The organism is Nonomuraea sp. MG754425 (assembly GCF_021699195.1).
Classification (GTDB): Bacteria; Actinomycetota; Actinomycetes; order Streptosporangiales; family Streptosporangiaceae; genus Nonomuraea.
Window position 1 is genome coordinate 33,217 of record NZ_SSXE01000005.1, and the last position, 17,020, is coordinate 50,236.

The window sequence follows — 17,020 nt, forward strand, 5'->3', positions numbered from 1 at the left end:
AAAGGACACGAGATGTCGATCGACACTCTCGCCGACCACACCGAGCAGCCCCGCATCCTCGACGCCACCACACCTGCCGTCCGCTCCTATCTCCAGCAGGGCATCGAGCAGGTGAGCGGCTCCATCACGGTCGCCGAGCAGCGCCTCAACGAACTCGACCGCCGCCGCGCCGACGTGGACCGGCAGTTCGCTGAGGCCCGAGCCGACACGGAGAAGCACCTCGCGGGCCTGATGGCCAGCCGGACGCAACTGGTCGCGTTCCTCGGCGGCGAGGAGCAGATGAAGGCCGTCACCGACGAGCCGCCCACGTTCGTGTGCCCATGCGGCCGGATCGCGGTCGTGGACCAGGCGCGCGGCCCTGTCCATGACGCGAACGGCACGCACGTGCCCGCCGGGGAGGAGTGCCGGATGCCGATCCTCGGCGACGTGACCGGTCTGCTGAACCGGGCCGCCGGCGAGGAGGGTCCGGCCGCGTGAACATGCTGACTGCCCCCGCCGCGGCGGCGATCGACTCCAGTTGGAAGTCCGGCCCGTTCTGGCTCGTGTTCGTCAACGGCGTCGCGCTCGATCCGGAGCACCCGCTGCCGCTCCTCGGTGCGGCGGCGGCGTTCGTGAAGGCCGGACTCGACCACCCCGGCCAGGAGATCGGCATCGCCCCGTGTACGTCCGAGGACCTGGCCAACGCAGGAATCATCAACTGAGGGAACCAAACATGACCGTCACCATCACCCCCGGCACGATCCGCCCGGCCGCCACCGCCGTCCTGCACCGCGACGGCTGGATCCAGGGCAACTACACCAGCGACCGACGCGGTAGGACCGGCTGCTGCCTGGTCGAAGCGATCGGCCGTGGCACGGGGCTCCCGCCGCTCGCCCTGGCCCGCAAGAAGCCCCGCCACGGCGACGCCGACTTCATCGCCAAGTGGGACGCGGCGCACAACCTCATGGACGAGATCGCCACCAGCCTGGGCCGCAACCCCGAGGACGACGAGCTCAGCCCGAAGTGGTGGCTGACGAACTGGAACGATCGCAAGGGTCGCACCCTCGACCAGGTCCTGGAAGCGCTGGAGCCCGCCCAGGAGAACGCGTGAGGGTCACCATATGGCAGCTCGCCGTCGTCGCTGGCGTCATGCTGGCGATGACGGCGCTGTCGTTCATCAACGCGGGCCTGTTCGCGTTCATCGCCGCCCTGCTCGCATGGTTCGCCGGCGCCGGGCTCGGCATCCTCGTCGGTGCGGAGGGCGGCCGACGCGACAACGCCGCTCAGGTCCGGCGGCTGGAGGAGTCGTACGCCAGCGCCCAACAGGTCGCCCACGCCTCGCTCATCGCCCAAGCAACGGCGAAGGGCAAGCTGGCCCAGGCAGAGGAGAACCTGCGGCGAGCCGACGCCGAGCGGCTCGCCCTGCGCGCCCAGCTCGAAGCCGAGCAGGCGGTGCAGCCGTGATCGACCTGCTGTGGACCGCGTGGGGAGTGGTCTGCAACATCGCCACTGTGATCGGGTTCGCCTCCATCGCGGTTGTCGTCGGCGCCCTGCTCGCGCACAGCCACGCGGTACACCGAGCTGCCGCCGCCCAGCGGGCCAACGAGCAGCAATGGCGTGACTTCGCCCACCGCGGCCTACACACGATCGACACCCCGCGAGACTCGAAGGAGTAGTAGTGACCATCACGTCGCCAGCCGGGCAGCCACCGCGGGTGTCCGGGCTCGACCAGGCCGCCGAGAAGACCGGTCTGGCCCTACCGGACGGCACCACCCGTCTCATCACCGCGCCCAAGGTCAGGGTGAAGAAGGGGGAGAGGCGGACGTTCGCCGACAACATGCGGCGGATGGACCACGTCGATGCCGAGTGCATGCGCCTGATCCTCGCCGCGGGCGTGGAAGCGATCGGGATCGAGGACTACGCCTTCCAGAAGCGTTCGTCGGGGACGCACCGGCTCGCCGAGATCGGCGGGGCGGTGCGTCTCGCCTGCTGGAGGGCCGGGGTCGCCATCGCGGTCATTAACGTCAAGCACCTGAAGATGTACGCCACCGGCGACGGCGACGCCTCCAAGCTCCATATGGGCGCCGCGGCCTTCCAGTTCGCGGGCACCGTGTTCGCCAGCGAGGACGAGTGCGACGCGGCCTGGGCGCGCTGGCTCATCCTCGACCTCCTCGGCCACCCCGAGGTCCATGTCCCGGCCGAGCACCGCCACGTGCTCACCCACATCACCATGCACAGGAAGGAAGCAGCGTGAAGACGCCATCCGACGTCGCAGACGAGCGACGTTGGCGGAACCGCCAGCGACCCAATATGCCTGACCGGCCCCGCGCCGCCATTTGGAACGCCGACCGCATCCGGCCGGTCGCGGTCGTCGAGGGCCACAACCTCACCGCCGCCGACATCGACGCCGCCCGGCGGCTGGCTGGCCACCCGAACATCCACCACCGCCACACCACCTTCCAGGAGTAGGAGATGACCACCACATCTGCGGCGGCCGTCCTCACCAGAGAACTGGCCCGCCACCCCGACCCCACCGCGCGCAGACTCCTGCGGGCGCTACGTACGGCCGGGTTCGAGGTCAAGCCCGCGGCCCGCGGCCCAGCATGGATGCCGACCACACCCGACGCGTACGCGCTCGTCAAGCAGGCCGCTGACCTGGACGTCGCGGGCCTGAACCGGCACGAGATCGCGGGCCGGATGAGCAAGGACAAGCGGACCATCGACCGCTACCTGGCCGCCGCCCGCGAGATGACCCTCCTCGCCCCGACCGCGCCGGAGCAGCCGTGATGAGCCCCTACCGCCCCTCGCGTGAGCTGCGCCTGATCGGCTCCATCGACGTCCCGCAGGAACCGGAGTGGTTCCGGCGCGGAGCCTGCTACCGGATCGGGCACGAACTGTTCTTCGGCCCGTCCTCGGACGGCGGGCACCGGGAGACGCCGCGAGAGAAGGAGGAACGCGAGAACCGCGCCCGCGCCCTCTGCGACGAGTGCCCCGTCCTCGCCCAGTGCAAGGACTACGCGACCAGCTTCTCGAACGGCCTTCAGGTCGGCGTCTGGCACGGCGGCAACGACCACCAGCGGAAGCTCGACCGGCGCAAGGAACAACGCCGAACTGCTGACCAGAGCAGGCGGGAGAGGCAGACATCGTGAGCGCCCAAGCCGACCACCAACGGCAGGCGATCATCGAAGCCGTCGAGGTCCTGACCAAACGCCTCATCGAATGGGCCGCCACCCAGCCCTCCCAGCGCGAGCCCGCCGACATATTCGCCCGCCGCTTCATCACCGACATGAACGGGCGCGGCTGGCGACTCACTCCCGCCGGCCGTGCCAACCCGCTCGCGCGTAGGCCGCCGCCAGACGACCCCACCGCAGTGACCCAGCGGGGCGCCGCGCTCGCCTATGCCGAGCTCGCGAAGGTCATGGAGAAGCGAGCCGGTATCAACCAGGACGAGGGAGACGAAGCATGAGCCCGGCCCGGCCCGCGCATGAGCAGCCCGGCGCCATCCCCGCCCGCGTACCGTTCGACGAGTACGGCAACCTTCTCCCCAGCACCGCCAGCGTGCACCTGGACCGGATCGAGTGGCGGCCCTCGAAGCCGTTCACGCGGGCGCTCCAGCTTCACGACACGCACGGGCTCCGAGGCATCACGCGGCCGATCACGTGGAAGGACCCGCACGGCCCCGCCACGTTCCCGATGTTCCCGGACGACCTGGCCCGCACGGTCAAGAGCACGATCATCGACCACGGGCTCGTCATCGGCGCGACCTGGGTACCGCTCGTCCGCCGCGACCGGTACGGCATCGCCCTCAAGAGCTTCCATGAGCAGGAAGACGCCGCCCCCGAGGCCGCGCCGGCGAGCCCGGCCGAGGAGGCCGCGGCCCGCTTCATCGACCGTGAGCACGCCGTCCGGCTCGTGCTCGCCACCTTTGCCATGGGCCGTGAGGAGGGCCTGCCGCCGGACCTGACCAACCTGATTCGCCATATCAGAGAGGACTAACCAGCATGACCAGCAATCCCACCACCACGCGCCTGCCCCAGCTTGGGCAGGCCGTCGCCCGGCTGCTCGACGCCATCGCCACCAGCGCCGACTACCAGCGGTACGGCCACGTCATCTACGCCACCACCAAGCAGGGCGGCCGATGGGTGAACGACGACGGCCACCACTGTGGCGGCGGCACCCTCACCACCGCCGAATCCAACCGGCTCCTCGCCGTCGAGGTGGTCAGCCCCTCCACGAAGAAGGTCAGCCTGACCGAGGCCGGGCGCCGCTACGTCCATGTCCGGCAGGCCCGCAAGCTGCACGAGGTCCTGGAGGGCGAGCACACCACCCTCGCCGACCTCCACCAGAACCCCGACCAGCCCCACGGCCGGAACTTCACCTTCCCCGCCACGCTCATCGGCTGGATCGAGGGGGCCAGCAAGACGAACGCGCTGTTCGCCCGGCTCACCCTGGAGCACCAGGGAGCGGCGTGCGACGCCTGGGTGACGCCCAGGGGATACGCGAAGATCCGCAACCAGCTCACCGCGGGCGCACAGGTGCGCGTCGTTGCCCGCGGCGCTCACCGCGGGGACAGCGACGGGCGGCTCATCCTGCACCTGGTTGCCATCCGGTTCGACATCGACGCCGCAGAGGGTGAGGTGCGATGACCGGCCGCATCCCCGACCCGTTCAACTCGAACGCCGTCATGTACGCCAAGGCCGCGCTCAACGCCGCCACCCACCACAACCCGGACGCCGCCGCGAAGATGATCCGCCTCCTGCTGGGCGAGCACGGCATGCCCGGCGCCTACGACGCCATCTTCACGTGGTGCGCCGCGATCCGAGCCCACCTCCGGGTGCCACTCGGTACCGACGTGGCCGTCGTCTACGTCAACGACGACGGCCAGACCGTCCAGCCGCCGAAGGACACGAACCCCGAGTACGTGTGGGTCAACCGCGTCGTGCAGGCGTACATCGCCCACGACAAGCCCGGCCTGAACGCCGTGGTCGCGGAGATGGGCGACGAACCGGCCCAGGTGAAGACCCACCTGGCGCATCTGGTCGCGCACGCCGCCGAAGTGGCGTGGGCCGCGGCCAGACGGGCGGAGCTGTCATGACCCGGCACGTGATCCAGATGAGCGGCGGCCTCGGCTCGTTCTGGGTCGCCGACCTCGTACGACAGCGCCACGGCAACAAGGACATGGTCCTCCTGTTCGCCGACACGCTGTGGGAGCACCCCGACCTGTACCGGTTCCTCGGGCAGGCCAGCGACCACCTGGACGTGACCCCGACCATCGTGTGCGACGGCCGGAACCCGTTCCAGGTGTATTTCGACCAGCACTTCCTCGGCAACAGCCGGCTCGCCCCGTGCACGAAGGAGCTCAAGCAGAAGCCCTGCCGGAAGTGGCTGGAGGAGCACTGCGACCCGGCCGACACCATCTTGTACGTCGGCCTCGACGCGGCCGAGGAGCGCCGCCAGCCCGGCGTCGTGAAGGGCTGGGCGCCGTGGCGGGTCGAGTTCCCGCTGATGGACGACGAGAGCTGGGACAAGAAGCGGATGAAGGCCGAGTGCGTCAACCTCGGCATCGCCATCCCCCGCATGTACGAGCTGGGATTCTCGCACAACAACTGCCAGGGCAGTTGCGTCCGCGCGGGCCAGGCTCAGTGGCTTCTTACCCTGCGGGAGTTCCCGGAGCGGTACGCCCTCGCGGAGGCCGAGGAGCAGCGGTTCCGGGAGGAGCACGGCAAGGACGTGTCGATCCTCACCGAGACCGTGAACGGCGAGAAGCGCACGCTCACGCTCAGGACGCTGCGGCTTCGAGCGGAGGCGGGCCTGGTTCGTCGCCGCTCGCCTCAACCTGCCCGGTCACGTCGTCGCAAGGCCGTGCAGACGGAGCCGCTGTTCGAGATGGGGTGCCCAGCATGAAGAAGATCGCTAAGTGGCTGGGTCACCTGAACCAGTACCGTCTCCGCTTCGGGCGCATCGCGATCTACATCGAACCGCGAGACCTGTGGGTCGGCGGCTACATCGCGCCGGACGCGGTCTACGTACTGCCCTTCCCCACGATCGTCTTCCGCTGGACCAGGAGGCCCCGGTGACCACGGTTGAGAACTGCTGGGTGCTCGCCCGCCCAGACGGCACCCACATCGACAACGGCGACTACGTTGTGCACTTCGCGGACAAGACCAGAGCCGTTCAGGTAATCGCCGACGACCAGTCCGAGGACACCCTCGCCCCTGGCTGCTACCGCAACGCCACACCGCGTCAACTCGACCACCCGTGCATCAACGTCTCCTGCGGCTGTTGCGGTGAGACGTTCGACGAGTCCGGGGAGGGCTACACCGTCCACTTCGCGCCTGGAGAAGAGTCACTCGTCACCGAGGCCGAGTGGGCTGTCCGAAAGGACGGCACCTACCGATGCATCGAGTGCGGCCCCGAAGGCGACTGCGAAGACTGCCAGTCCGAGCGGGAGGCGGTGGCGAGCGATGCCTGAACTGGACGTGATCGGCCCCCTGCTCAGGGAACACCTCATCAGCTACTACGCGACCCAGATGGTTCTCACCGGCGGGGTGGGCGCTCTCGACGCGCGTGATGCCGCCGCCGAACTGGTGGACAACTCGGACCTGGGCGCCCTGCTGGCCGTCGAGGCGGTGGTGGGCGATGGAGGGGCGTGAACTCCGGCGTGTCCTTGACGCCCACCAGCTCATCGCCCGCGCCTACAAAGACGACCGTTTCCCCACCACCGGCCGGGGCGGTGACTTCCGCATGTTCGTCATCACCTGGATCTGGGTCATCCAGATCGAACGCTGCCCGAAAGACGACCGATGGGCTCGCATCACGAACGTGCTGGGGATACGGAACAACTTCCAGCTCCGCGAGCTGATCGCCTCCGACGCGCCCCGGTACGAGCCCGAAGACCGCGGCGCATGGCACGCGCCATGCCCGGCGCCGATGATCCGCCGTGACGGGCTATGCGAGCGGCGCGGCTCCATCCGTGTCCGCGTCACCAACCCGGAGGACGGCACCTGGCGGCCGGATTGGTATTGCTCCCGCCACCGCAAGGAAGCCCACCAGGCGCAGGAGCACGAGCGGGCGCTGCTCGCGTCCGGGAAGGTGCCGGAGCCGCTGCCGAACCGTGGCGGACTCGGCCCCTCCTACCTGCGGTGGAAGTGGGCCAACGTGTACCGGTGGGCGGCCGGTGCGATCTGGGAGCCGCCCGCCGTGGGCCTGTGCGCGGACAACTGGCCCGTCATGGCGAAGGTCATTGGCCAGGAGCCGCCCGCGCTGGAGTTGCTCGAAGGCGACGGTGAGGCGAGCGGCTGGCCGGGCGGTGCTCCAGGTCTACGTCTCGTTGAAGGGAGCGGAGGCCGTGGCTGACGCACAGAGGCAGCTCACCCGCGAGCAGGCCCGAGTCCTCTACCCGTTCCTGGAGGCGGGCCGACGCGGGCTCGCCGCGGCGAAGTGGCGGGTCGGTATGGACGCCGACGACCTGCTGGCACCCATCGTGCTCGCGGTCATCGGCGAGGTGAACCGGCGGGTCGTGGAGGGCGGGAAGCTCGATGAACGAGTGTCGGCTGCCGCGGGCCTGATGGTCGTCCCGGTCGCACTCCTCGAAGCCCTCACCGATTCCGAGGAGTGCGATTTCGACCATCACGGAGGCTGCCAAGCCCACGGATACCTGTCGCTCGAACCTGGCGAGCGCTGCCCGCAGGCCGAGCTCCGTGAGCTGCTGGCCACGGTGACCACCGACGAGGAGGACGGGGGCGACGACCGTGGCTGAGATCCCCCAGGAGGCCGTGCAAGACCTGTGCTGCCACGTGATCAACGAATTCAGCCGCCGCCGATGCACGGACGACCCCGCCGTTCGTCTCACCGCAGGGTGCGTTCACGAGCACGTCGGCTCCATCGTGGTGTGCCAGCATCACGCGGAAGGGCTGGCCACTGGCGAGGTGGGCTGCTGGCAGTGCGTCGAGGTGGACGGCCACTTCTGTGCCAGCGCCATCATCGGGAAGGAGCCGATCCATGGGTGACCGCAAGCCGTACGTGGTGCTCGTCACCGGGTCCCGCACCTTCAAGGACTGGCGCACCATGCGCGACGTCATGGCCGCGATCGTCACCGAGCACGGCCCCGACAGGGTGACGTTCCGGCACGGCCGGTGCAGCCGGGGTGCTGACATGATGGCAGATCGGCTCGCCCGCCAGCTCGGCGCGCACGTCGAGCAGCGACCCGCCGACTGGGACGTGTGCGCCGGCCCGAACTGCACGCCCCCGCACCGCAAGCAGCGGGGGGACGGGTCCACGTACTGCCCCGGCGCCGGGCTCCATCGAGACGCTGCCATGGTGGACGACGGTGCGCACGAGTGCCTGGCCTTCATCGACCCGTGCGCAGAACCCCGTTGCCGGGGCAAGAAGCCGCACGGCTCCCACGGCGCGACCGAAACGGCCCGGATGGCGGACGAGGCGGGCATCCACGTCCGCCGCTTCCCCGAGCCACAGCCGGTGATCGACCGGTTCGCGGGTCCGTACGAGGCGCTGTCGAACTTCGCCCGCATCCCCGTCACCATCTACTCCCAGCTCGAACAGCGAGAGATCACCTACCCGACCTCCGAGCATGCCTTCCAGGCCGCCAAGACCCTGGACGTGAACGAACGGGCGAAGATCCTGGCCGAGCCGGAACCGAAGGACGCGAAAATCCTCGGAGGCCAGGTGACGCGTCGTCCCGGCTGGGACGAGGTGATCCGGTACAAGGCGATGCGAGCCATCATCGTCGCCAAGTTCACCCACGACAGCCCGGCCGGCCGGGTGCTGCTCGGCACCGCGGACGCGTTCCTGATCGAGGGCAACCGGTGGCACGACAACCACTGGGGCGACTGCCGGTGCGGCCGGGCACGGTGCGCGCCGCCGGGCGCGAACTGGCTGGGCCGGATGCTCATGGAGCGCCGCGCCGAACTCACCACCTCCCTCCACCACCACTCACAGAAGGACGATCGCCATGCCTGAGACTCGGGACTTCCACATCGGAGACATCCTGTCGGTCACCACAGGCCGCCTCGTCTCCCCGACCCACATGGATGGCATCTACGCCATCCTCAACTGGATGACGGGAGACAACCTCTACACTCACCAGCTCCCCAGAGCCAAGAACGAATGCGAAGGGCCGCTCCTCGCCCAGCATCCCGACCTCTCCGCAGTCACCGTGCCCGACGAATTCGATGACGAGCTGCACGTCAAACAGTGGCTGGCCGAGCAGGTGGAACGTTTCGGGGAGTTCCGTCCAGTGACTCCGATCGACGCCGAACTGCACCAGCGCATCGACCCGTTCAGCGAACTCGGCATGATGATGGGCGGGGATGAAGGGGCGCCGCTGAGCGGCCAGTGACGTTCGTTGGCGGTTCCGCTTACGGTGGGGGCTCGACCACTTCCCTCGGTGGACGAGCCCCCACTTCGCGTGTGAAAGGGAAGGGCGGCTTGCATGCCGTGGGTTCGTGTCGATGACCAGTTCCCGGTCAACCGGAAGGTCCGGCCGCTGTCGGATCGGGCGTTCCGCCTGTATGTGAGCGCGTTGTGCTGGTGCAACGCGAACCTCACCGATGGGGTGATCGGGGCTCGTGAGCTGATGTACGTGAGTGACGTGTCGTCGCCGCGAAGGTACGCCGATGAGCTGGTGAACGCTGGTCTGTGGTCTAAAACAAACGACGGTTGGCAGATTCACGACTACCTCGAATACCAGCATTCAGCGATCAAGGTTCGTGAGGGGCGCGAGGCTAAAAAGGCACGTCAGGAGCGGTGGCTGGAGTCGCAGAGGCAGACGCGGGAGGCACAGCAAGACGCGTCTCAAGGCGCGTCGCAAGACGTGTCTGGAGACGACCCCCCATCCCATCCCACTCCCATCCCATCCCAACAGACGTTCTCTAATCACTCATCTGACGGACCGTATGCAGGTGATCAAGGACGGACGGATGGACAAGATTTCTTGATCGTGGACGAGATGATCCGCAGCGAACTCGCCGCACTCACCCCCCACCCGATCACCCCCGAGCACGCCGCCCACGTGCGGCAGCTCATCCTCAGTCGAGCCCGCACCCTCGTGAAGAACCCCCACCGGTACATCCAGCGCGCACTCCGCCGCGACCCGCACGCCTACCTCCCCGAGCAGCCCGCCGGCTACCGCGGTGTCGGCCGCATGTGCGGCAAGCATCCGTTCATGGCCGAACCGTGCCGGGCCTGCGCCGCCGATCGCATCGCCAAACCCTGACCACACCCCCGCGCTCGCTCGAAAGATCTCACCCAGGGACCACCCGCAGGCACCACGCGGCCGAGCGCTCACCTCCTCGTCGCTGACGGGGTTGACCTCACACCAGCCGAGAGAGCGACGCGAACGACGCGAGAGCGACGCGCCGCAACACCGCCGGAACAGTCTTCATAGTGGCGCGAGAGACGCGATCAGGCGCGGCCTGGCAGTGAGAGACCATGCCATGATCACAAACGCTCAGAGATGCACACAGACAAGATCCACAAGACGGAGTGGGGCCACAACGGCCCCAGGCATGCCGTTGGGGTCGGTGGGGTGCGAACCTGGCGTGTCAGCTTTGGTTGACGTCTAGAGGTTTGGTCGCGTCCGGAACGCAAGGTGGATTGCGGTGTTTCTGCTGGTGGCGTGAGTGTGCGTTTGTCCTGGTGGGCAACTTGGAGCACCAGCTTGACAACGATTTGATCTCGCTATGGTCCGAAATCTGGACAGCTTGTCATGCGCATCACAAGCTCTGAGCCATGCAGATCACACGCACGGCCACAGCGATCGGGAGGGCGGTCACGACCGCCGCTCTCGCATCCGCCATGGTCATCACAGCAGGCCACATCGCGCCCGGTCTCATGCCGGGCACGACCATGGCCAACATGGTCACCCAGGGTGGACGGGTGGCCATGGACCCCACCGTCATGCCGACGTGCCCCGACCAAGACCCCCCGGTCGTGTGCATCGTCGGCCCGCAGGGTCCCGCCGGACCTCAGGGTGAGACCGGACCTCAGGGACCTCAGGGACCTGCCGGACCGACCGGACCCGTAGGCCCGACTGGCGAGCCCGGACCGACCGGACCCGCCGGAAGCACCGGACCCACCGGACCGCGCGGCGAGCAGGGCCCACAAGGGCAGCAAGGGCCCGCCGGGCAGGCTGGCGCATCCGGCAAGCCCGGAAGCGCCGGACCGACCGGGGAAGCCGGGAAGCCTGGCAGTACCGGACCCATCGGACCGCAGGGACAACCCGGACAGACCGGCATCGACGGCACCACCGCGCAGAACATCCCCACGGATGTGGAGATGCCAACCCCGCGCATCGCATCCCCCACGGACGAGACCACGCCCACCCCCACGGGCAGCGTGTTCCTGAGCGGCCCAAGCCTGCCCTCCGCCACGACGACACGCGCCAACGACACTGACAACTGGTTCGCCCCCGTCGCATGGCTCGCGGTGATCCTCACCGGCATCGCCGCAACCTGTTACGTGGTCTGGCGTCGCCGCCACCGCGAAGCGCAGTTCGTTGACGGTTCCGCCAACGACTAACCAACCCCCCGCCCCCTCCCACCAGGGGAGGGGGCACCTACCCCGAAAGGGACCAGCAATGACCAGCACCAACACCCCCGCGTTCCAGATCACCGAAGACCTCCGCGCCGCCGTCCGCGCCGCCCTCACCGATCTGAACAAGGCCCTTGAAGGGCACACCGGCAACAACCCGATGCTCAACGCGTACCGTCTCCCCGCCGCCCGCGCGCCGCTGGCCGAGGTGATCGCCATCGTGGACAACGGGGGCACCCTGTACGACGGCCCCGCCCCGACCGCGTACGCGGCGATGGACAAGGTCAGCGAGGCGGACCGCGCCGGGTGGTACGTGATGCCCGACCGCGCCGGAGCCGCCGCGCGCATCGCCGCCACGTGCGGCAAGTACGGCATCCCCGCCGACCACCTGATCGCAACGCATGCGCCGTCTCAGGCGGAGGTCAAGGCCATGCTCGGCAGCGCCGACCCGCTGGCCAAGATGGCGGAGATCCACGCCGAAGCGGCCAAGCGCGACGCCGAGCGGATCAAGGCCGAGCGCACGAAGCGGATCAAGGACGCGGTTGCCGCCGCCAAGTCCCTGGCCAAGTTCAAGGGTGACCCCGCCCTGCCGTTCGCGCAGGCGATCGAGGAAGGGGCGGACCGCGCCGAACTGGCGCAGGCATTCACCAGCGCCGGACTCCCCGTGCCGCCGGAGGAGCCCGCCAAGCCCAAGCCCGCGCCGAAGAAGTAGCACCACCCCGCGCGCTCCCCGCGCCACCGGGGAGCGCGCACCCCACCACCAACCAGCCACGACCCACAAGGGGAGATCATGACCAGCTTGCAGGCCCTAGCGGTCAACACCGCCGCCGCCGTCCGGCTCAGCATCGCCGACCGTCACCAGCACCGGGAAGAGTGCGCCATGTGCCGCCCCGACCAGGAATGCCCCCGCGCAATGGCGATGTTCGCCGACCACCAAGCGCGCGTGCAGCGCGCCCGCTCCAACCTGCTCACCTACCTGCCGCACGGATCGGTGATCACCTACGCCGGAGCGCTTACCCGGATGCACGGCGAATGGTGGATCAACGACACGTGCGCCGACTGCGACCACACCGCGCTACGCCTCGTGCGGGGACGCGGCATGACGCTCTCCCACGTACTGCTCTCCGAGATCACCAGCACGCCCATCCTGCAACCCCGCGCGGGGGAGACGCTGCCCGCCGCGCGGGAAGCCGCACGAGAGCTGGCCGTGATCCTCACCATGGGCAACGTCACCCTTCCGATGATCGTGGACATCAACGGCCTAGGCGTGTGTACGCTCGCCTACCCGCGCGGCACCTACGACCACGAGATCAGCGTCGCAGAGTCCACGCGGACCGCCGAAGCGTCCTACACGCTGGCCGCGTTGCGCGCGGTTCCCGTGCTGGCCAGCGCCATGGCCAACGGCAACGCCGCAGGCGTCTCGGGGATCACGGAGCGCCTGCTCAAGCTGCGTGAAGCGGCGGCAGACGTGCGCCGCAAGAGCCGCTGAGCCGACCAGCGAAGCCCCCGCGCGAACCGCCGCGCGGGGGCTTCCGCACGTCCAAGATCACCCCCCGTGCCCCCCGCCGACCGGGCCGGCGGACGTACCTTGGTTTCGTTCATGCTGAGGGGTTTTGATCTTGCCCGGTGGGTTGTGAGTGTCCTGCGGTCTGCTCGGGGGCGGCGGCCGGGGTGGTCGCGGTGCGTTCAGGAGGCGAGCAGGTCGAGGTGGAACCCGGCGGCGATGAGGGCAAAGGCGAGCAGCCGTATCCAGTTCAGAGCTCGTCCGCCGCGTTGGAGGAAGTCGGCGATCTTTGGGAGCCAGATCCACGTCATGATGGGAAGGGTCAAGAGCCACATGCCGAAGAGGGCTCTCACGGCGAATTCCCAGGGGCCCATTGGCGCCCCCGTAAGGATCAACGCAATGGCGGAGATTCCGAGAATCAGCGTGGCAGGGACGGCAAAGTACACAATGATCCCCACCCCGTCCGCACGGCGGCGTACCACTCGCCCAAGAGCGCGGATGCGTTCGGGGCCGAGGATCTCCAGCAGGATGGTGCAGCCGCCGGTGAACTGGGCGATTTTCCCGATCCGGCCCCACCAGATCATGGGTAGGCCGAGCAGGTCGTTGCCGAGCGTGGATTGGCCGTCCAACCACATCTGCCATGCCTGTAAGTAGCTGATGTCCCCCATGATCGGAGTCTAGGTCTCGCGCGGCCCCGGCGAAGGGCTGTCGCCACGTGGAGGAGCATGGCCGAGCGTGCGGTTTGAGCCTGTGTGTGTAGGGTGTCCGCGTTCGAGGCGGCGCGCAGGGAGGGACTGGGATGTCGAAGGTGTGCCAGGGTCCGTGCAATCGGGAAGCTCGCGCAGTGTGGGCCGTCTTCCTGCGGGAGCGGGAGGCGCACGCGGACGCGGTCGATCGGTGGCTGGCCGAGGGCGGCGAGGGGGAGCCGCCGCGCGAGCCCGTCATGCCGGTGGTGGAGTGGCGGCCGGGGGAGTCGCTGCACTGCGGCCGGTGCCGGGCGACGGCGCGGCGTGCGCTGCTGGTGGTGGACGAGTTGGCCGCGGCGTTGGCGGCGCGGCCGGGCGTGGTGAAGGCCCAGTCGAAGTGGTCAAGGGTGCGCGGCACCAGGCCGCACGGCAGCATGTCGGGGGAGGCCGACGTCGTCCACACGGTGACGGGGGAGCTGCTCCGGCTGCGGCGAGACGTCGGCGAGCGCCTGGAGTTGGCCGACCAGGTGCCCGCCGGCCGGTCCGGGGTGGTGAGGTCTCGGTCGGTGACGTGGCTGGTGGACAAGCTCGACGCGGTGCTCGGCCTGGAGCAGTTGACCGTGGTGTCGGCGGTGCGCGATCCAGACGATCCGGTGGAGCTCGGCGTGGTCGAGTGGGCGCTCGCCTGGGAATCGAAGCTGCGGCGTCTGGTGGACGACGAGCCCGGCCACACGGTCGCGCGCTGCCCAGGCTGCGAGATGCGGAGCCTGGAGTGGAGGCAGCGGGCCGGCTACTACGTGTGCGAGAACTGCGGGCGCCACGTCAGCGAGGCGGACGCGATGGACCTGGTGTCTGAGGAGGCGGGAGCGTGATCACATGGCCGCGCGGCAGTTATGACGGGCTTATGACGGTCCCATGGTTGCCTATCAGGACGAGGGAGACCTAGGCGCAACACATCCAAGGACGATGGGGAAGGCAAACATGAGATCGCTACTAAGGCTGGCGGCCACGGCTGCGCTTGTTGCCGCGGGCACTGCTGGCATGGCCACGCCTGCCGAGGCCGTCTATGAGCCCTGGATTCCCGGAGAGTGGGGGACGCATGTTGCGACAACGCCCTACTTCAACGACGCGCGGAACTGCACCTGGGATCTGACGAATCGTGCCGCCCGAGCCTGCGCCACGAAGACTGCCGTCTACGTCGGCGACGGTGCGTCGGACAGTCGGTCCGCGGTGGGTGAGATGGTGGTCCACTGGCCTGGCTCCACCTCTAGGGTTGTGTGCCGCAACGGCGCCGGCTACGGCAAATGGGTCAAGTGCCCGATCGACGCAGACAGCGGTTACGTGCAGAAGATCGAGGTCGGCGCAGGAACGTACGGCAACGACGGCTACCACAACTTCAGGGCTCCAAGAGGGGTTTACCCGGCCTGAGTCGGGTGTGGAGATCGACGTCAACCTGTCGCCTCCTGGGCCAGCGGAACCCTCTCTGCGCGGTGGCGCGTCCTGATGGGTTCATGCGCGCCAGCCCTACTCCTTACCCCACACCGTGACGGGGGAGTGCCGTACCGGTACCGGGAGTTCCGGCCGGAGTGGCGAGCGACCTGAACCGCTGGCGGGCCGCCCCTCCAGGGCGGCCCGCAGCTCTAGCGGACAGGAACTTGCGCTACTTCAGCAGGGGCCGCGCGAGAACCTCGCTACCCCATCAGCTATACGCAGGTTCAGCCGGACCTGGTGGTGGAAGTCCTGGTAGACACCGCCCTGGAGGGGCACCGCCACCGACACCCCGTGAGGTACCTCCGGTTTCCCACCGATCTTGACCCGGCAGATGTGGTGGCGCAGCACGACGGCGTGGTGTGATCAGCTAGCCCTCTGACTCCGAAGCGCGTCGTTGAAGCCTGTCAGGTAGGCGAAGTGATAGTCCGCCATGTCACTGAGCGTGCAACTGTCCATCAGATCGAAGTGCTCGGCCAACTCCCGCTCCTGCCGGGTCCGCCGACCGTCGAGATAGTCCTGACGACCTAGAGCGGTCATTTTTCGCTTGATTATGGACCGCTTCAACCTCCCGGCAGGCCATCTCTCTGCCTCGGTCCGGCCCTGCACGAAGGCCCTGTGACAGGCGTTCATGGTGGAAAAGGTCTTGTGGTCGATGATGCCGAGCATCACGGCTACCGATCCAATGTCACTCGGCAAATAGCACGGAGCCGTGGCGTTCTCGACTCCAGCCTCTCGTGCTGCCCTCAGCAGGTCTTCGTCTACCTCTTGGCGCACTCGTCCCCCCATGGTCGCTGCGACTGATCGTAGGAGGGGAGCGCCTGCTGACGCGCCCGCCACCTCGCGATGATGGGTGCAAAGAGGCCACCTTTTGATCATCTGTTGCCGGAGACAAAGGGGCCATCTCGTTCCGAGGGCCACGAGGGCGACCTTGAGTACACGCTGCTCGGAGGATGGCCGCTCGCCCGCGACGAGGAGGCCGTCGAGGCGTTCCAGACAAAGGTCGCCAAGCACATCCACGCCTGACCCGGACGCGAGGAAGGCCCGCCGCGCTTCATCGCGCTGGCGGGCCTTCTGCGTGCTAAGGGCTACAGGTCGTTGGTCACCTCCTCGGCGTCCTCGGCCTCGGTCGTCTCCGGCTCCTCGTTCTCGGGGTCGAACGCGTAGTCGGTCATGGTGGGTCCTTTCGCGAGGGAAGAACTTGCTGGCTCTCACAGCATGGCGGTTCGTTGGCGGTTCCGCACACGTTCTCCGAAGACTCGTCGCTGACCTCGAACGTTGGCGGCACCGCCAACGGTTGCGCCCAATGGATCTTCTGTGTCACACTTCGTGCGGGCGGCACCCCTATGCCCAAGCGGACCCCCTTGTGAGCTGGGCTTCAGCGGAACGCGGGACTGGACGCGTTTCTGCCGGTGCGTGTGCCGCCCCCACACTTCCCCATTCGGCCGATCGCGTTCGCGTCTCTCCGGCCATCTCAGCGGCTCAATTTCTCCACGGAAGCGGGGTGAACGTGACCACGCTTGCTCCCGTGACCGCCCGTCAGGCCGCCGAACGGCTGGAGCGTGAGCCGTGCACCATCCGTAAATGGGCGCAGCGCTACCAGGCGCGCGTTCTCGGCCGCGCCGGGCGGGAGACCGTGTTCGATTTCGCTGACCTGGCCACGATCGAGTGGTGCATCTGGGCCAGCCGTGAGGTCCCGGCCACGGCGGAGGACCGCGACGAGCTACGCGCCGCCCGCCGAGCAGCCACCGCGTGACTAGTTGCCCGGCTGTCCAGGCGCGATGGCCCTTGGCGTCGGTTACGGTTCCCACGG

At 68.4% G+C, this 17,020-nt stretch carries 32 protein-coding genes; 30 read left to right on the forward strand and 2 right to left on the reverse strand.

Annotation, left to right across the window (positions count from 1 at the left end; genetic code table 11):
- The first annotated feature begins 12 nt into the window (after window positions 1-12).
- The 26 genes from FAF44_RS02845 (at window position 13) to FAF44_RS02975 (ending at window position 13,018) form a co-directional block, all read left to right on the forward strand.
- Window positions 13-477: a hypothetical protein gene (locus tag FAF44_RS02845; protein ID WP_237101389.1), complete on the forward strand. Its 465-nt coding sequence runs from the start codon at window positions 13-15 to the stop codon at window positions 475-477.
- The gene (locus tag FAF44_RS02850) at window positions 474-701 is read left to right on the forward strand and encodes a hypothetical protein (RefSeq protein WP_237101390.1); all 228 of its coding nucleotides are present in this window, start codon (window positions 474-476) and stop codon (window positions 699-701) included. The genes FAF44_RS02845 and FAF44_RS02850 overlap by 4 nt, the downstream gene beginning before the upstream one ends.
- A gap of 11 nt (window positions 702-712) precedes the next feature.
- Window positions 713-1,090 (forward strand): hypothetical protein, encoded by a 378-nt coding sequence (locus tag FAF44_RS02855; RefSeq protein ID WP_237101391.1) that lies wholly within the window; start codon window positions 713-715, stop codon window positions 1,088-1,090.
- Window positions 1,087-1,443 (forward strand): hypothetical protein, encoded by a 357-nt coding sequence (locus tag FAF44_RS02860; protein WP_237101392.1) that lies wholly within the window; start codon window positions 1,087-1,089, stop codon window positions 1,441-1,443. Before FAF44_RS02855 ends, FAF44_RS02860 begins: the two co-directional genes overlap by 4 nt.
- Window positions 1,440-1,655: a hypothetical protein gene (locus FAF44_RS02865; protein ID WP_237101393.1), complete on the forward strand. Its 216-nt coding sequence runs from the start codon at window positions 1,440-1,442 to the stop codon at window positions 1,653-1,655. Before FAF44_RS02860 ends, FAF44_RS02865 begins: the two co-directional genes overlap by 4 nt.
- Window positions 1,656-1,657: 2 nt before the next feature.
- Window positions 1,658-2,233 carry a crossover junction endodeoxyribonuclease RuvC gene (locus tag FAF44_RS02870; protein WP_237101394.1) on the forward strand — a complete coding sequence of 192 codons (576 nt, stop codon included), beginning with the start codon at window positions 1,658-1,660 and terminating at the stop codon, window positions 2,231-2,233.
- A 56-nt stretch (window positions 2,234-2,289) separates the two neighbouring features.
- Window positions 2,290-2,448, forward strand: a complete 159-nt coding sequence (locus tag FAF44_RS02875; protein ID WP_237101395.1) for a hypothetical protein — start codon at window positions 2,290-2,292, stop codon at window positions 2,446-2,448.
- A 3-nt stretch (window positions 2,449-2,451) separates the two neighbouring features.
- Window positions 2,452-2,766 carry a hypothetical protein gene (locus tag FAF44_RS02880; RefSeq protein WP_237101396.1) on the forward strand — a complete coding sequence of 105 codons (315 nt, stop codon included), beginning with the start codon at window positions 2,452-2,454 and terminating at the stop codon, window positions 2,764-2,766.
- A complete protein-coding gene (locus tag FAF44_RS02885) occupies window positions 2,766-3,128 on the forward strand; it encodes a WhiB family transcriptional regulator (protein WP_237101397.1) in 363 nt (120 codons plus the stop codon). The genes FAF44_RS02880 and FAF44_RS02885 overlap by 1 nt, the downstream gene beginning before the upstream one ends.
- Window positions 3,125-3,445 carry a hypothetical protein gene (locus tag FAF44_RS02890; RefSeq protein ID WP_237101398.1) on the forward strand — a complete coding sequence of 107 codons (321 nt, stop codon included), beginning with the start codon at window positions 3,125-3,127 and terminating at the stop codon, window positions 3,443-3,445. The genes FAF44_RS02885 and FAF44_RS02890 overlap by 4 nt, the downstream gene beginning before the upstream one ends.
- Window positions 3,442-3,975, forward strand: coding sequence for a hypothetical protein (locus FAF44_RS02895; RefSeq protein ID WP_237101399.1), 534 nt, complete (start codon window positions 3,442-3,444; stop codon window positions 3,973-3,975). The genes FAF44_RS02890 and FAF44_RS02895 overlap by 4 nt, the downstream gene beginning before the upstream one ends.
- Before the next feature lie 5 nt (window positions 3,976-3,980).
- Complete coding sequence (locus FAF44_RS02900) at window positions 3,981-4,625, forward strand: hypothetical protein (RefSeq protein WP_237101400.1); 645 nt, start codon at window positions 3,981-3,983, stop codon at window positions 4,623-4,625.
- Entirely contained in the window at window positions 4,622-5,074 is a 453-nt protein-coding gene (locus FAF44_RS02905) for a hypothetical protein (protein ID WP_237101401.1), read from the forward strand. Before FAF44_RS02900 ends, FAF44_RS02905 begins: the two co-directional genes overlap by 4 nt.
- A complete protein-coding gene (locus FAF44_RS02910) occupies window positions 5,071-5,883 on the forward strand; it encodes a phosphoadenosine phosphosulfate reductase family protein (RefSeq protein ID WP_237101402.1) in 813 nt (270 codons plus the stop codon). The genes FAF44_RS02905 and FAF44_RS02910 overlap by 4 nt, the downstream gene beginning before the upstream one ends.
- Window positions 5,880-6,056: a hypothetical protein gene (locus FAF44_RS02915; protein WP_237101403.1), complete on the forward strand. Its 177-nt coding sequence runs from the start codon at window positions 5,880-5,882 to the stop codon at window positions 6,054-6,056. Before FAF44_RS02910 ends, FAF44_RS02915 begins: the two co-directional genes overlap by 4 nt.
- Entirely contained in the window at window positions 6,053-6,451 is a 399-nt protein-coding gene (locus FAF44_RS02920; protein WP_237101404.1) for a hypothetical protein, read from the forward strand. The genes FAF44_RS02915 and FAF44_RS02920 overlap by 4 nt, the downstream gene beginning before the upstream one ends.
- Window positions 6,444-6,632 (forward strand): hypothetical protein, encoded by a 189-nt coding sequence (locus tag FAF44_RS02925; RefSeq protein WP_237101405.1) that lies wholly within the window; start codon window positions 6,444-6,446, stop codon window positions 6,630-6,632. The genes FAF44_RS02920 and FAF44_RS02925 overlap by 8 nt, the downstream gene beginning before the upstream one ends.
- On the forward strand, window positions 6,619-7,335 hold the full coding sequence (locus FAF44_RS02930) for a hypothetical protein (RefSeq protein WP_237101406.1): 717 nt from the start codon (window positions 6,619-6,621) through the stop codon (window positions 7,333-7,335). The genes FAF44_RS02925 and FAF44_RS02930 overlap by 14 nt, the downstream gene beginning before the upstream one ends.
- Window positions 7,328-7,738 carry a hypothetical protein gene (locus FAF44_RS02935; RefSeq protein ID WP_237101407.1) on the forward strand — a complete coding sequence of 137 codons (411 nt, stop codon included), beginning with the start codon at window positions 7,328-7,330 and terminating at the stop codon, window positions 7,736-7,738. The genes FAF44_RS02930 and FAF44_RS02935 overlap by 8 nt, the downstream gene beginning before the upstream one ends.
- A complete protein-coding gene (locus FAF44_RS02940) occupies window positions 7,731-7,988 on the forward strand; it encodes a hypothetical protein (RefSeq protein WP_237101408.1) in 258 nt (85 codons plus the stop codon). The genes FAF44_RS02935 and FAF44_RS02940 overlap by 8 nt, the downstream gene beginning before the upstream one ends.
- Window positions 7,981-8,958 carry an NADAR domain-containing protein gene (locus FAF44_RS02945; protein WP_237101409.1) on the forward strand — a complete coding sequence of 326 codons (978 nt, stop codon included), beginning with the start codon at window positions 7,981-7,983 and terminating at the stop codon, window positions 8,956-8,958. The genes FAF44_RS02940 and FAF44_RS02945 overlap by 8 nt, the downstream gene beginning before the upstream one ends.
- Window positions 8,951-9,337: a hypothetical protein gene (locus tag FAF44_RS02950; RefSeq protein WP_237101410.1), complete on the forward strand. Its 387-nt coding sequence runs from the start codon at window positions 8,951-8,953 to the stop codon at window positions 9,335-9,337. The genes FAF44_RS02945 and FAF44_RS02950 overlap by 8 nt, the downstream gene beginning before the upstream one ends.
- Before the next feature lie 93 nt (window positions 9,338-9,430).
- Entirely contained in the window at window positions 9,431-10,213 is a 783-nt protein-coding gene (locus FAF44_RS02955) for a hypothetical protein (protein ID WP_237101411.1), read from the forward strand.
- Window positions 10,214-11,274: 1,061 nt separating this feature from the next.
- Window positions 11,275-11,517, forward strand: coding sequence for a hypothetical protein (locus tag FAF44_RS02965; RefSeq protein ID WP_237101507.1), 243 nt, complete (start codon window positions 11,275-11,277; stop codon window positions 11,515-11,517).
- A gap of 58 nt (window positions 11,518-11,575) precedes the next feature.
- Entirely contained in the window at window positions 11,576-12,241 is a 666-nt protein-coding gene (locus FAF44_RS02970) for a hypothetical protein (RefSeq protein WP_237101412.1), read from the forward strand.
- A gap of 78 nt (window positions 12,242-12,319) precedes the next feature.
- Window positions 12,320-13,018 carry a hypothetical protein gene (locus FAF44_RS02975; RefSeq protein ID WP_237101413.1) on the forward strand — a complete coding sequence of 233 codons (699 nt, stop codon included), beginning with the start codon at window positions 12,320-12,322 and terminating at the stop codon, window positions 13,016-13,018.
- A gap of 197 nt (window positions 13,019-13,215) precedes the next feature.
- Here the strand turns inward: FAF44_RS02975 and FAF44_RS02980 are convergent, their stop codons facing one another.
- Window positions 13,216-13,701, reverse strand: a complete 486-nt coding sequence (locus FAF44_RS02980; RefSeq protein WP_237101414.1) for a hypothetical protein — start codon at window positions 13,699-13,701, stop codon at window positions 13,216-13,218.
- 176 nt (window positions 13,702-13,877) lie between these two features.
- Here FAF44_RS02980 and FAF44_RS02985 point away from each other — a divergent pair, with 176 nt between their 5' ends.
- Window positions 13,878-14,591, forward strand: a complete 714-nt coding sequence (locus FAF44_RS02985; protein WP_237101415.1) for a TFIIB-type zinc ribbon-containing protein — start codon at window positions 13,878-13,880, stop codon at window positions 14,589-14,591.
- A gap of 43 nt (window positions 14,592-14,634) precedes the next feature.
- A complete protein-coding gene (locus tag FAF44_RS02990; RefSeq protein ID WP_237101416.1) occupies window positions 14,635-15,147 on the forward strand; it encodes a hypothetical protein in 513 nt (170 codons plus the stop codon).
- A 426-nt stretch (window positions 15,148-15,573) separates the two neighbouring features.
- On the opposite strand, the gene FAF44_RS02995 is transcribed toward FAF44_RS02990, so the two are convergent.
- Window positions 15,574-15,879, reverse strand: coding sequence for a hypothetical protein (locus FAF44_RS02995; RefSeq protein ID WP_237101417.1), 306 nt, complete (start codon window positions 15,877-15,879; stop codon window positions 15,574-15,576).
- A gap of 210 nt (window positions 15,880-16,089) precedes the next feature.
- Between FAF44_RS02995 and FAF44_RS03000 the strand changes: the two genes are divergently transcribed.
- Both FAF44_RS03000 and FAF44_RS03005 read left to right on the forward strand, forming a co-directional pair.
- Window positions 16,090-16,233, forward strand: a complete 144-nt coding sequence (locus tag FAF44_RS03000) for a hypothetical protein (protein ID WP_237101418.1) — start codon at window positions 16,090-16,092, stop codon at window positions 16,231-16,233.
- 502 nt (window positions 16,234-16,735) lie between these two features.
- Complete coding sequence (locus FAF44_RS03005; protein ID WP_237101419.1) at window positions 16,736-16,963, forward strand: hypothetical protein; 228 nt, start codon at window positions 16,736-16,738, stop codon at window positions 16,961-16,963.
- Window positions 16,964-17,020 lie beyond the last annotated feature (57 nt).

What these genes read in the sequence shown, in the direction of transcription:
- FAF44_RS02845 (WP_237101389.1), top strand. Translation starts at nt 13, where the DNA reads ATGTCGATCGACACTCTCGCCGACCACACCGAGCAGCCCCGCATCCTC.
- FAF44_RS02855 (WP_237101391.1), top strand. Translation starts at nt 713, where the DNA reads ATGACCGTCACCATCACCCCCGGCACGATCCGCCCGGCCGCCACCGCC.
- FAF44_RS02875 (WP_237101395.1), top strand. Translation starts at nt 2,290, where the DNA reads ATGCCTGACCGGCCCCGCGCCGCCATTTGGAACGCCGACCGCATCCGG.
- FAF44_RS02880 (WP_237101396.1), top strand. Translation starts at nt 2,452, where the DNA reads ATGACCACCACATCTGCGGCGGCCGTCCTCACCAGAGAACTGGCCCGC.
- FAF44_RS02885 (WP_237101397.1), top strand. Translation starts at nt 2,766, where the DNA reads ATGAGCCCCTACCGCCCCTCGCGTGAGCTGCGCCTGATCGGCTCCATC.
- FAF44_RS02895 (WP_237101399.1), top strand. Translation starts at nt 3,442, where the DNA reads ATGAGCCCGGCCCGGCCCGCGCATGAGCAGCCCGGCGCCATCCCCGCC.
- FAF44_RS02900 (WP_237101400.1), top strand. Translation starts at nt 3,981, where the DNA reads ATGACCAGCAATCCCACCACCACGCGCCTGCCCCAGCTTGGGCAGGCC.
- FAF44_RS02905 (WP_237101401.1), top strand. Translation starts at nt 4,622, where the DNA reads ATGACCGGCCGCATCCCCGACCCGTTCAACTCGAACGCCGTCATGTAC.
- FAF44_RS02910 (WP_237101402.1), top strand. Translation starts at nt 5,071, where the DNA reads ATGACCCGGCACGTGATCCAGATGAGCGGCGGCCTCGGCTCGTTCTGG.
- FAF44_RS02915 (WP_237101403.1), top strand. Translation starts at nt 5,880, where the DNA reads ATGAAGAAGATCGCTAAGTGGCTGGGTCACCTGAACCAGTACCGTCTC.
- FAF44_RS02925 (WP_237101405.1), top strand. Translation starts at nt 6,444, where the DNA reads ATGCCTGAACTGGACGTGATCGGCCCCCTGCTCAGGGAACACCTCATC.
- FAF44_RS02930 (WP_237101406.1), top strand. Translation starts at nt 6,619, where the DNA reads ATGGAGGGGCGTGAACTCCGGCGTGTCCTTGACGCCCACCAGCTCATC.
- FAF44_RS02945 (WP_237101409.1), top strand. Translation starts at nt 7,981, where the DNA reads ATGGGTGACCGCAAGCCGTACGTGGTGCTCGTCACCGGGTCCCGCACC.
- FAF44_RS02950 (WP_237101410.1), top strand. Translation starts at nt 8,951, where the DNA reads ATGCCTGAGACTCGGGACTTCCACATCGGAGACATCCTGTCGGTCACC.
- FAF44_RS02955 (WP_237101411.1), top strand. Translation starts at nt 9,431, where the DNA reads ATGCCGTGGGTTCGTGTCGATGACCAGTTCCCGGTCAACCGGAAGGTC.
- FAF44_RS02965 (WP_237101507.1), top strand. Translation starts at nt 11,275, where the DNA reads ATGCCAACCCCGCGCATCGCATCCCCCACGGACGAGACCACGCCCACC.
- FAF44_RS02970 (WP_237101412.1), top strand. Translation starts at nt 11,576, where the DNA reads ATGACCAGCACCAACACCCCCGCGTTCCAGATCACCGAAGACCTCCGC.
- FAF44_RS02975 (WP_237101413.1), top strand. Translation starts at nt 12,320, where the DNA reads ATGACCAGCTTGCAGGCCCTAGCGGTCAACACCGCCGCCGCCGTCCGG.
- FAF44_RS02980 (WP_237101414.1), bottom strand. Translation starts at nt 13,701, where the DNA reads ATGGGGGACATCAGCTACTTACAGGCATGGCAGATGTGGTTGGACGGC.
- FAF44_RS02990 (WP_237101416.1), top strand. Translation starts at nt 14,635, where the DNA reads ATGGTTGCCTATCAGGACGAGGGAGACCTAGGCGCAACACATCCAAGG.